At 64.0% G+C, this 10,790-nt stretch carries 11 protein-coding genes; 5 read left to right on the forward strand and 6 right to left on the reverse strand.

The window, feature by feature from the left end; translation table 11 throughout:
• Together tsaB and GZ093_RS17855 are read right to left on the reverse strand one after the other, a co-directional pair.
• Nucleotides 1-594, reverse strand: a 594-nt coding sequence (tsaB, locus tag GZ093_RS17850; RefSeq protein WP_296488610.1) for a tRNA (adenosine(37)-N6)-threonylcarbamoyltransferase complex dimerization subunit type 1 TsaB, incomplete at its 3' end; no start/stop codon positions are given.
• A gap of 87 nt (nt 595-681) precedes the next feature.
• Nucleotides 682-1,716, reverse strand: coding sequence for a DMT family transporter (locus GZ093_RS17855; RefSeq protein ID WP_296488613.1), 1,035 nt, complete (start codon nt 1,714-1,716; stop codon nt 682-684).
• A 53-nt stretch (nt 1,717-1,769) separates the two neighbouring features.
• Between GZ093_RS17855 and dacB the strand changes: the two genes are divergently transcribed.
• The 4 genes from dacB to GZ093_RS17875 all read left to right on the forward strand — a co-directional run bounded on the left by dacB (nt 1,770) and on the right by GZ093_RS17875 (nt 5,527).
• Nucleotides 1,770-3,221, forward strand: a complete 1,452-nt coding sequence (dacB, locus tag GZ093_RS17860) for a D-alanyl-D-alanine carboxypeptidase/D-alanyl-D-alanine-endopeptidase (RefSeq protein ID WP_296488615.1) — start codon at nt 1,770-1,772, stop codon at nt 3,219-3,221.
• Nucleotides 3,208-3,462 carry a SemiSWEET transporter gene (locus GZ093_RS17865; protein WP_296488617.1) on the forward strand — a complete coding sequence of 85 codons (255 nt, stop codon included), beginning with the start codon at nt 3,208-3,210 and terminating at the stop codon, nt 3,460-3,462. The genes dacB and GZ093_RS17865 overlap by 14 nt, the downstream gene beginning before the upstream one ends.
• A gap of 159 nt (nt 3,463-3,621) precedes the next feature.
• On the forward strand, nt 3,622-4,830 hold the full coding sequence (locus GZ093_RS17870; protein ID WP_296488619.1) for an SGNH/GDSL hydrolase family protein: 1,209 nt from the start codon (nt 3,622-3,624) through the stop codon (nt 4,828-4,830).
• A gap of 25 nt (nt 4,831-4,855) precedes the next feature.
• The gene (locus GZ093_RS17875; protein WP_296488622.1) at nt 4,856-5,527 is read left to right on the forward strand and encodes an OmpW family outer membrane protein; all 672 of its coding nucleotides are present in this window, start codon (nt 4,856-4,858) and stop codon (nt 5,525-5,527) included.
• A 59-nt stretch (nt 5,528-5,586) separates the two neighbouring features.
• Here the strand turns inward: GZ093_RS17875 and GZ093_RS17880 are convergent, their stop codons facing one another.
• From GZ093_RS17880 to purE, 3 genes are all read right to left on the reverse strand, one after another.
• Nucleotides 5,587-6,750, reverse strand: a complete 1,164-nt coding sequence (locus GZ093_RS17880; protein ID WP_296488632.1) for an L-threonylcarbamoyladenylate synthase — start codon at nt 6,748-6,750, stop codon at nt 5,587-5,589.
• Between the two features lie 14 nt (nt 6,751-6,764).
• On the reverse strand, nt 6,765-7,955 hold the full coding sequence (locus GZ093_RS17885) for a 5-(carboxyamino)imidazole ribonucleotide synthase (protein ID WP_296488636.1): 1,191 nt from the start codon (nt 7,953-7,955) through the stop codon (nt 6,765-6,767).
• Between the two features lie 95 nt (nt 7,956-8,050).
• Nucleotides 8,051-8,542, reverse strand: a complete 492-nt coding sequence (gene purE, locus GZ093_RS17890; protein WP_296488625.1) for a 5-(carboxyamino)imidazole ribonucleotide mutase — start codon at nt 8,540-8,542, stop codon at nt 8,051-8,053.
• A gap of 104 nt (nt 8,543-8,646) precedes the next feature.
• On the opposite strand from purE, the gene trxA reads away from it, so the two are divergent.
• Entirely contained in the window at nt 8,647-9,555 is a 909-nt protein-coding gene (trxA, locus tag GZ093_RS17895) for a thioredoxin (RefSeq protein WP_296488627.1), read from the forward strand.
• Nucleotides 9,556-9,624: 69 nt separating this feature from the next.
• On the opposite strand, the gene GZ093_RS17900 is transcribed toward trxA, so the two are convergent.
• On the reverse strand, nt 9,625-10,790 hold a 1,166-nt coding region (locus tag GZ093_RS17900), incomplete at its 5' end, for a lactate utilization protein B (RefSeq protein ID WP_296488630.1).

Raw genomic sequence — 10,790 nt, forward strand, 5'->3', positions numbered from 1 at the left:
CAGCCGCAACAGTGCGCTGGCCGTGGGCAGGGCCTCAATGCGCGGGGCGCCATCGGGCAGACGCGCGCCGTAACCGGCAAACACGTTGCCGGCCAGTGGGCCGTCGGAGTCCAAGGTCAAATCTTCAGGTCGAATCAGGCTGTAGCCCTTGATCTGCTTCCACTTGCCACTATTGAAAGCGTAGCTGGCGGCGTACATCTCGTCCATCCGGGCGTCCAGCAGCGCGGTCACCCGCCACTGAGCCAGGCTGCTGGCCTCTTGAAACCGCGCTTCTTCCGCCACCGCCAGCAAGGTGTCGATCGGCAACACCAGCAAATTCGCGCCAAAGGCCAGGCCTTGCGCCACCGCGCAGGCGGTGCGCAAGCCGGTGAACGAGCCCGGTCCACTGCCAAAGACGATCGCGTCCAGCTCGGCAAACTGCAGCCCGGCCTGCGCCATCAGGCGCTGGATGGTCGGAATCAGCTGCGCTGAGGTCTGCGCGCCGCCGGGCCCGCTGTGCTGCCAGGCCTGGGGCGGCGTGCCGGCAGCTGCGCCGTCTCGCTGCACCGCGACGGACATGAGGTCGGTGCTGGTGTCAAAGGCGAGCAGCTTCATCGCCAGCTCCAGAGCGAAGGATGAATCAGGCCGGCGACTGCGCCAGTGCCACGACCGAGGGCTGATTGTGAACAAATAAGCATCAAATCAGCCTCCAGCCCCCGTGCTACCTGCCTGAGCAGCTATGGTCTTATTCGAAATCGGTGCTGCGGCGCGCACCCCAAACAAAATGCCCAGCGTCACCAGCACCAGGCCGGCGGCCAGATTCCAGTAAAGCGGCTCGCCCAGCAACAGCACCGCGCCGAGGGCCGACAGCCCCGGCACCAGGGCCGTGATCATGGTCGAGCGCACCGGGCCAAAGTACTGGATCATTTTGGTGAAGGTGATGCCCGAGATCACCACCGAGCCCCAACCCTGGAACACCGCCTGGAACAATAGCTCGCGCAGCGGCGCGCTGAACACCTGGCCGGGCACGAAGCCGCCCAGCACCAGCACACTGTAGACCGGCACATAAGTCACAAAGGCAAAGGCCGTGATGGCGATGGTGGCGCGCACTGCGTCCAGGTGGTGGCGCCGCGCCAGCACGCTGTAGGTGGCCCAACTCATGGCGCCGGCCATGAACAGCAGGTCGCCCTTCCAGACCTCGCCGCCGTCGAAGGCACCGACCAGGCTCTTGCCACCCACCAGCAGGTCGCCCAGCACGATCAACCCCAGCCCCAGCGCGCGCAGTGGCGTGATGTGATCATGCAAAATCAGCGCCGCCAGCAGCGCCGTCCAGAGCGGCAAACTGCCCGGCAACAGCACCGAGGCGTGCGCCGCCGGGGCAAACACAAAACCGTTGTAGGCCACCAGCGCATACAGCAACCCACCAAAAAAACCCACCGTGGCGGTGACGCGCCAGGACAGCGGCGACACGCCCAGCAAGGACGACTGCCCGACGATGCCGCGGTCGCGATCCCGGTAACTCAGCCAGGCGCCCCAGGGCAGCAAGATCAGGCTGGCGCCGACGATGCGGCAAAAGGCAATGTCAAAGGGATTAAGCGTGCCACCCCGCGCCGGGTCAGCGGAGGCACGCGCGATCAGGATGAACGAAGTCCAGACCAGCACCGTGACGACGGCGGCGGCGATGCCGATGGTGCGCGGTGAAAAGGCGCTTGAATGGGAGGGCGAGGGAGCAGGCATGCCCCATTATCCGTGGCATCGATGGCGCGCAGCGGCGGCTCGATAATGGGCGCATGACTTTCCCCTATCGTTTGTTGGCTACGTTGATCGGGGCCGTGCTGCTGTGGCCCGCCCTGGCCCAAAACCTCCCGCCCGAAGTGGACGTGGCGCTGGCGCGCGCCGGGGTGCCGCGCGAGGCGGTGGCGCTGCTGGTGGTGGACGCCGAGGGCAAATTGCAGCCGCGCCTGAGCCACCGCAGCACAACCCCCATGAACCCGGCCTCGGTGATGAAGCTGGTCACCACCTACGCCGCGCTCGACCTGCTGGGCCCGGCCTACCAATGGCGCACGCCGGTCTATCTGGACGGTGCGGTGAAGGACGGCACCTTGTCTGGCAATCTCTACATCAAGGGCCAGGGCGACCCCAAGCTGGTGGCCGAGCGCCTGTGGCTGCTGCTGCGCCGGGTGCAGGGTCTGGGCATTCAAAGAATAGCGGGCGACATCGTGCTGGACCAGAGCGCCTTTGCGCCGATGGACGCGGACCCGGCCAGCTTTGACGGTGAACCGCTGCGCCCCTACAACGCCGCACCCGAGGCGCTCTTGCTCAACTTCAAGTCAAGCGTCATGACCTTTGTGCCGGACCTGGTGGCCAACACCGCCTCGGTGCAGTTCGAGCCACCTTTGTTCGGCGTGCAGATGCAGGCCAGCGTGCCGCTGGCGAACAAGCCCACCGGCACCAATGGCGGTTGTGGCGACTACCGGGCGACGCTCAGGGCCGATTTTTCTGACCCGGCGCGCATCCGCTTTGCGGGCAGCTACCCGGCGGGCTGCCTGGAAAAAGTCTGGCCCGTCGCCTATGCCGACCCGGCCAGCTACAACGCGCGCGCCGTCGCTGGCGTGTGGCAACAAATGGGCGGCCAGCTCAGCGGCCGTGTGCGCCTGGGTTCCGTGCCACCGCTGACACTGGCCCTGCCGCCGAAGTTTGAGACCGTTTCGCCGCCGCTGGCCGAGGTGATCCGCGACATCAACAAGTACAGCAATAACGTGATGGCGCAGCAAGTTTTTCTGACGCTCAGCCTGTCAGCGCAGGGGCCGGCCACACGCGCCGCCTCGCGCGACGTGGTGCAGCGCTGGTGGCAGCAACGCATCAGCACGCTTGATGCGCCCACGCTGGACAACGGCGCCGGCCTGTCACGCGAGTCGCGCATCAGCGCCCAGGCGCTGATGCGCCTGCTGCAAACGGCCTACGCATCACCCCTGATGCCCGAGCTGATGAGCTCACTGCCGATTGCCGGTGTTGACGGCACGCTCAAACGCAGTCAAGCGCAGTTGCTTGGGCGGGCCCACCTCAAGACCGGCAGCCTGCGCGATGTGGTCGCGGCGGCGGGCTATGTGCACGCGGCCAGCGGCCAGCGCTATGTGCTGGTCGCCTTGATCAATCACCCCAATGCCAGTGCCGCCCGCCCGGCCATCGACGCGCTGCTGGACTGGACGGTGAGAGACAATGGCGCCCATGTCCCTGACTGAAACATTTGGCTACTGTGCCGCGGTCCTGACCACCGTCAGCTTCGTGCCGCAAGCCTGGCACACCTTCAAGACCCGCGACGTGCGCGGCATCTCGCTGGGCATGTACAGCGTCTTTACCGCCGGTGTCGCCTGCTGGCTGGTCTATGGCCTGTTGCTGGGCGCCTGGCCGATCGTCATCGCCAACGTCATCACGCTGGCGCTGGCCGGGGGCATCCTGGCGATGAAACTGCGGTTTCGGTAAATCGCATTCATCGGCCCCAGTCCCGCGCCCTGGGTCGCGTAGTTATTAATCGTCGAAGCGGGGTTTACCCCGATGTTGCCGCCACGGCTGACATCCTATGATTCAGTTTGCAAATAGCACGAGCGTTCTATTTTTCATTTTTCATACCGGAGTCACACGATGAGGCATTTCAAAACACTGGCGAGCGCATTGAGCGCGGCACTGTTGGTCGCAGCCTGCGGCGGTGGAGGCGATGGAGATCAGTCACCCAGGGTTGGGTTTAGGGCGGTCAAGGTCATGGGTGACAGCCTGTCGGACAGTGGCACTTTCAGCGGACTGGGAGCAGGGTCTACGTACGGCCGAATTTTCTCGGTGCAGGGTAGCACTCATCAGATCTGGACTGAACGCACAGCGGCAGCGTTGGGAATTTCCACCCCCTTGTGCAATGTGTACCAGTTCACGGGTAGCACCTTCATCGCCAATCCGACGGTCGGCTGCACCAGTTTTGCCATCGGCGGCGGACGCATCAACTACTTGGGCGTCGGTGGCGCAGCCGCCCCATTTTCCATCATCAAGCAACTCGGAGACGCGAGTGCGGCGGCCAACCATCAAAGCAGCGACCTGCTGCTGATTGACGGTGGCGGCAACGATGCGGCTGATCTGGTGGGTGCGTATTTGAAGGGCGCTACCGATGGCGGGGCAGCCTATATGGGTTTACTTGGTTCGCTGCCCGGAACAACCATGCCGACAGGGCAGGCTGATTTTCCGGCAGCAGGCGCCTCCTACATGACAACGTTGGCCAACTACTTTTACGATGCCATTCAGACTCGTGCACTGGACAAAGGCGCGGCCCACGTCGCCATTGTGAACGTGCCAGGCATTACCAAGACGCCCCGCTTCCAGATGGTGCTTGACAGCATTGCCAAGGCCACAAGCGATGGAAATTTGGCTGAAGGCGCTTCTGCAGCTGCTGCTGCGACCGCTGGAGCAAGCGCCCGCGCCCAGTCCGAAGCCTTGTTCCAAGGCTGGGTCCAGGCCTTCAACACCCAGCTCAGCAGTCGCGCTGCCGGCAATGGCGCCGTGGTCGTCGTGGATCTGTACAGCAACCTCAATGAGCAAATCGCGCATCCAGAGCAATTTGGCTTGACCAATGTGACAACACCCGCCTGCCCTATGAGCGGCTTGGGGGCAGACGGCTTACCTGCCTACAACTTTGAAACTTGTACCGGCGATGCACTGTCAGCGCAGACTCCGCCTGCAGGCGCCACGGGAGGGGCCAATTGGTGGAAGACTTACGCCTTCTCCGACGGTTTTCACCCGACGCCTTACGGCTATCAGCTGATGAGCGAGCTTGTCGCCCGCTCGTTGGCCCAGGCAGGCTGGCTCTGATCCGCACCGAACATAAAGAATCATCATGAAAGACAACAGCAGTCAATGGCTACTGGCAGCCACCTTGTTGGGTTTGGGCGGCATCGCTCAGGCCCAGAGCGCCGGCACCTGGATGGTGCGCGCGAGCGCCACGACGGTCTCGCCGGACGTCACCAGTGGCGACCTGAGCGCACCCAGCTTCCCCGGCACCAAGTCCGATGTCGACGCTGACACCCAACTTGGTGGCGGCATCAGTTACATGTACACCGACAACATCTCGGTCGACCTGCCATTGGCCTTGCCCTTCAAGCACAAAATCAACGGTGCTGGGGCCATAGCGGGGGTCGGTCAAATCGGTTCAGTGGAAGTTCTACCCATGACCGTGTTTCTGCAGTACCGTTTTCTGGAAGCCGGCGCCAAGCTCCGCCCCTACGTCGGTCTGGGCGCGACTTATGCGTACTTTTTCAATGAAGAAGGCAGTGGCAGATTGACGGCATTGACCAATCCGGGTGGCCCGCCGACCAAGTTATCAATCGATTCAAAGTTTGTCCTGACGCCACAAATCGGTGCCACCTTGGCAGTTGGCGATAAATGGTTTGTGGACGTGTTCTACAGCAAATCCATGCTGAGTACCAAGACCACCTTGTCCACTGGGCAGACGCAGGATATTGCACTCGACCCCGACTCCTATGGCATTGCGGTCGGCTACAAGTTCTAAACGACCGACCTAAAACACCCGACCGCCCCTGTGGTTCAAGAGATTCGCAGGGGGACTTTTCATGGCTGTCGTCGATCTCGCCAGCTTGGGTTGCCAACCTGGCTGGCGGCCCGTTGCAGGCGGTCGCGCACGCCTTCCCACTCGGCACCGGCGGGCGGCGCTTCAATCCATATCTGTTGGACGCCTTGAGCATCCAGGTAGCGCAGCACGGCAAACAGTTCCCGCGCCGCCGCTGCCGCGTCAGCGGGCATGCGTTGCGACAGCAGCCGGGACGAATGGCCTGGGTGCACGCTGCGGGCATAGACGGCAATCGCCGGCAGCGCGGGGACCTGAGCCTGCGTCGCGCCCGCAATGTTGGCTGCAGGGCCACTCGCAGCCTCATCGGCCACCCACCGAGCGAGCGCAGCCTGCAACGCAGCCGCATCCATCAGCCGCACCGTGGCCTTCGGTGCGTAATGCGATGCCAGGGTGCCGGAGGCCTTGGGCGCAGGTGCAGCGTACGCCGCAAGCTCGTCCTTCAACAGCACTTTCAGGCCGCAAGCCGCCTGCACCTGCTCGCGCGTGATGGCGCCGGGGCGCAACAGCACCGGCTGGCCGCGTGTGCAGTCGATGATGGTGGACTCGATGCCAACCGTACAGGCGCCACCGTCCAGAATCAGCAAGTCAGGGCCAAACTCGCTTTGCACATGTGCGGCAGTGGTCGGGCTGACCCGGCCAAACTGATTCGCGCTGGGGGCGGCGATGCCCCAGACCCCATGGGGCTGAGATGCCCATTCTTTCTCTTGCGGCTCTGCGCTTTCAGAGTCAGTGGGAGTCTGCCCCCCGTTCAGGAGCAGCGCCTGGAGCAGCGCTTGCGCCACCGGGTGCGACGGGCAGCGCAGGCCAATCGTGTCCTGCCCTCCGGCGGCCGCGCTGGCCACACCGGGGCGGCGCGGCAAGATCAGCGTCAGCGGCCCGGGCCAGAAGGCCTGTATGAGCCGGTCGGCAAAGTCCGGCACCTGGGCGGCAAAGTGTCCCACGCAGCCTGCATCGCGCACATGCACGATCAGCGGGTGGTCCGCCGGGCGGCCCTTGGCCTTGAAGATCTGCGCCACGGCCGCGTCGTTTTCAGCGTCGGCTGCCAGGCCGTACACCGTCTCAGTGGGCAAGCCCAATAAGCCGCCAGCCCTGATGCGTTGGGCACCAAGCGCTATGGAACTTGCGGCAAAACCATCCAGGATCATGCTTGATGTGGCACTCAAAAGGCGTCAATGCCCAGCAACCGTGCTGCCGCCAGCGCCGTGGTGCGCACCTCGGCCACGGTGGCGCCGGTGAAGGTCAGATGCCCCATCTTGCGGCCCTTGCTGGCTTTGAGCTTGCCGTACAGGTGCAGATGCGCACCCGGCAGCGCCAGCACCTGGTCCCACGGCGGCGACACACCGTCGACCCACAAGTCGCCCAGTAAATTGAGCATGATGGCCGGGCTGTGCTGGCGCGGCTGCAGCAGCGGCAGGCCGGCCAGCGTGCGCACCTGCAGGTCAAACTGCGACAGATCGCAGGCGTCCAGCGTGTAATGGCCGCTGTTGTGCGGGCGCGGCGCCATCTCGTTCACGATCAGGCTGCCCAGTGTCTGCGCCGCTTTTGAGCCGTCTTGCAGCCAGAAAAACTCGACACACAGCACGCCCACGTACTGCAATTCATCTGCTATCGCTTTGGTAGCTGCTACCGCTTGTTGCACGAGGGCTGGAGGCATATTTCCTTCATAAGCCTGGGTGACTGCCAGAATGCCGTCGCGGTGCAGGTTGAGTTGCGGCGCGAAGTTGACGCAGGTGCCGTCCCAGCCGCGCGCCACGATCACCGAACACTCGGCTCGCAAAGGCAGCAATTTTTCCAGCACGCAAGGCACGTTCTTCAGTTCATCCCAGGCAGCCGCCAGCCCGGCGCGGCTGCTGACCCGCAGCTGGCCCTTGCCGTCGTAGCCCAGGCGCGCAGTCTTCAGGACGCCGGGAAGCAAATCGTCGGCCACCGCCGCCAGTTGCGCGGCAGATTCAATCACCGCATAGGGTGCCACCGCCACGCCACAGCGCACAAAATGCGCTTTCTCTTTGATCCGGTCCTGTGCGATGCCGACCGCCTCGGCACTCGGTGCCACGGGACGGTGCGAGCCGAGCGTGATCAGGGCCGGTGCCGGCACGTTCTCAAACTCGGTGGTGATCGCCGCGCAGCGTTGCATCAGCTGCGCCAGGCCCTGCTCGTCCAGGTAATCGCTTTGGATGTGGTAGTGGCTCACCAGCCCGGCGGGGCTGACCACGTCCGGGTCGAGCACCGCAGTGAAGTAACCCATGGCTTGCGCCGCCTGCACAAACATGCGGCCCAATTGGCCACCGCCCATGACGCCAAGCGTGGTTTGCTGGCCGCTGCCGGCGCCGGCGGTGGTGCCGGGCAGCATAGCCGCCCCCACGCTTGTCGCTGCGCGTACTTCGCTGCCCCCCGCGGGGGCCATGCCTGGCTTGGGGCGGCCCGGCGCGGCGGCAGTCTGGCCGCTCATAGCACGGGCGGCAGGGTCATGCCACGGGCGGTTTCGGTTTGCGCGGCACGAAAGGCGTCAAGCTGAGTCCGCAGCGCGCTGTCGTGATTGGCCAGCATCGCCACCGCAAACAGCGCGGCGTTGGCCGCGCCGGCCGCGCCAATGGCGAAGGTCGCCACCGGCACGCCCTTGGGCATTTGCACAATGCTGTGCAGCGAGTCCACGCCCGACAGATGCCTGGACGCCACCGGTACGCCCAGCACCGGTACCGTGGTTTTGGCGGCCAGCATGCCTGGCAAGTGTGCCGCGCCGCCCGCCCCGGCAATGATGGCTTGCAGGCCGCGCGCGCGCGCCGTTTCGGCGTAAGCAAACATGTCGTCGGGCATGCGATGGGCCGAAACCACACGGGCCTCGTGCGTGATGCCAAACTGTTGGAGAATGTGGACTGCGTGTTGCATCGTGTCCCAGTCGGAGCTGGAACCCATAACGACACCGATTTGAATTTTCATAGTGTTGACGACAGTGCTTGCCAGTGCGCTACGCTTAGCCGGCTGCGGTCTGTCCCGCAAGTTGATTAAATTGAATTTTACTTACCCAACCCGAACTGCCCCCCATGATGAACGTAACGATTGCAAATTTTGATGCCGAGGTGGTTGCCGCCTCGATGACTGTTCCCGTGCTGGTCGACTTCTGGGCACCCTGGTGTGGCCCGTGCAAGGTCATCGGCCCGCTGCTGGAAAAGCTGGAGACGGCTTACGCCGGGCGCTTCAAGCTGGTCAAGATCGACTCCGACCAGGAACAGGAACTCAGCCAGGCCTTTGGCGTGCGCAGCATCCCCACCTGCGTGCTGATGGCCCAGGGTAAGCCGGTCGATGGCTTCATGGGCGCCCTGCCGGAGGGCGAGATCAAGGCGTTTCTGGACAAACACCTGCCCGCCGGCGAGGTGCTGGAAGCCGAGGTGACGGCTGAGACGGTGTCGGACGCGCCCGCCGACAACGACCCGGACGCGATCCGCGAGGCGCTGCAGCAGGCCGTGCTGAAGAACCCGGACGACGAAGAGGCCCGCTTCAACTACGTCAAACGGCTGCTGCAAGAAGGCCGCACGGACGACGCCAAAGTCGCCTTCGCCCCGGTGATTGCCAAGACCAGTTTGGTGCGCCGCTTTGATTCACTGCAGCGCTGGATGAATGCTATTGATTTTGCAGCTGATCGCGCAGATTTGACGGGGGCTACGGGCGGATTTGATGAAAAGATTGCAGCGAACAAGCGCGACTTTGACGCCCGCTTCGGCAAGGCCCAGACCTTGATCGCAGCGCAAGACTGGACCGGCGCCATGGACGAGCTGCTGGAAATTTTGATGCGCGACAAGAGCTGGGCCGACGAGCTGGCGCGCAAGACCTATATTGCGATTCTGGACCTGATCGAGCCGCCCCCGATCAAAGTGGCGGATGGCCAGATTCCACCCGTGGACCCGGTGGTGGCGACCTACCGGCGCCGCCTGAGCAGCGTGGTGCTGAGCTGAATGGGCGCTGGGCTTAGGTGATGAGTTGCTGGGGCGCCAGGATTTGCGACCGCGCTTGAACCAACAAGCTCACGGTTTTCTGTCTTTCAAGAGGTCCCGCAGGCGTTTCGGCGCCGGAATCAGCGGTGTGCGGCTGCGTGTCCAGGCGCCTTGTTCGGTCGGCGACAGGGCACGGCCCCGGCTCATGAACCACGATGCCAGCTTGTACAAGCCCGACTTGCTGTAGACCTGCGCCCAGACACTCCACCCCGCCGTGCCCGACGTCGTGCGTGCAGCGCCACTGCCGCGCAAGGTGGCCTCAATGCTGTCGGGCCGCGCCATGGCCTCGCTGCGCAGGCGCACCAGAATGTCGGTGATTGGAATCTTGACGGGGCACACCTCGACGCAGGCGCCGCACAGGGTCGAAGCAAAAGCGAGCGGATAGGTGGCATCGAGCCCCAGCATGTGCGGCGAGATGATGGCGCCAATCGGGCCCGGGTAAGTCGTGCCATAGGCGTGGCCGCCAATCCGGGCATAGACCGGGCAGTGGTTCATGCACGCGCCACAGCGGATGCATTTCAGGGTCTCGCGCAACTCTTCATCGGCATAGGCCTGGGTGCGGCCGTTGTCGAGCAGGATCAGGTGCACTTCTTCGGGGCCATCCTTTTCACCCGGCTGGCGCGGGCCGCTGATCAGGTTGAAGTAAGTGGTGACCGCTTGCCCTGTGGCCGAGCGCGACAGCAGGCTGTAGAGCGGCGGCACGTGCTCTAACTTTTCCACGACCTTTTCGATGCCGGTAATCGCAATGTGCACGCGCGGCACGGTCGTGCACATGCGGCCGTTGCCTTCGTTCTCGACCAGGCACAGGGTGCCGGTCTCAGCGACGCAGAAGTTCACGCCTGAGAGCCCAATATCCGCCTCGGCAAACTTGCGCCGCAGCACTTTGCGGCCAATGCGGATCAGCGCGTCCACATCTTCGGTGTAGGCCACGCCCGGAATCTCGTCGGCAAAAAGTTGGGCAATCTCCTGCTTGGTCTTGTGGATGGCCGGCATGATGATGTGCGACGGCGTTTCACCGGCGAGCTGCACAATGTACTCGCCCATGTCGGACTCGAAGGCTTCAATGCCAGCCGCTTCCATGGCGTGGTTGAAACCCACCTCTTCGCTCACCATCGACTTGCCTTTGATGATGCGTTTGGCATTGACCCGCTTGGCAATGCTGAGTGCGATGGTGTTGGCTTCAAGCGGCGTCTGCG

The organism is Rhodoferax sp. (assembly GCF_010365055.1).
Taxonomy (GTDB): domain Bacteria; phylum Pseudomonadota; class Gammaproteobacteria; order Burkholderiales; family Burkholderiaceae_C; genus Rhodoferax.

What these genes read in the sequence shown, in the direction of transcription:
- GZ093_RS17855 (WP_296488613.1), bottom strand. Translation starts at nt 1,716, where the DNA reads ATGCCTGCTCCCTCGCCCTCCCATTCAAGCGCCTTTTCACCGCGCACC.
- dacB (WP_296488615.1), top strand. Translation starts at nt 1,770, where the DNA reads ATGACTTTCCCCTATCGTTTGTTGGCTACGTTGATCGGGGCCGTGCTG.
- GZ093_RS17865 (WP_296488617.1), top strand. Translation starts at nt 3,208, where the DNA reads ATGTCCCTGACTGAAACATTTGGCTACTGTGCCGCGGTCCTGACCACC.
- GZ093_RS17870 (WP_296488619.1), top strand. Translation starts at nt 3,622, where the DNA reads ATGAGGCATTTCAAAACACTGGCGAGCGCATTGAGCGCGGCACTGTTG.
- GZ093_RS17875 (WP_296488622.1), top strand. Translation starts at nt 4,856, where the DNA reads ATGAAAGACAACAGCAGTCAATGGCTACTGGCAGCCACCTTGTTGGGT.
- GZ093_RS17880 (WP_296488632.1), bottom strand. Translation starts at nt 6,750, where the DNA reads ATGATCCTGGATGGTTTTGCCGCAAGTTCCATAGCGCTTGGTGCCCAA.
- GZ093_RS17885 (WP_296488636.1), bottom strand. Translation starts at nt 7,955, where the DNA reads ATGCTGCCCGGCACCACCGCCGGCGCCGGCAGCGGCCAGCAAACCACG.
- purE (WP_296488625.1), bottom strand. Translation starts at nt 8,542, where the DNA reads ATGAAAATTCAAATCGGTGTCGTTATGGGTTCCAGCTCCGACTGGGAC.
- trxA (WP_296488627.1), top strand. Translation starts at nt 8,647, where the DNA reads ATGATGAACGTAACGATTGCAAATTTTGATGCCGAGGTGGTTGCCGCC.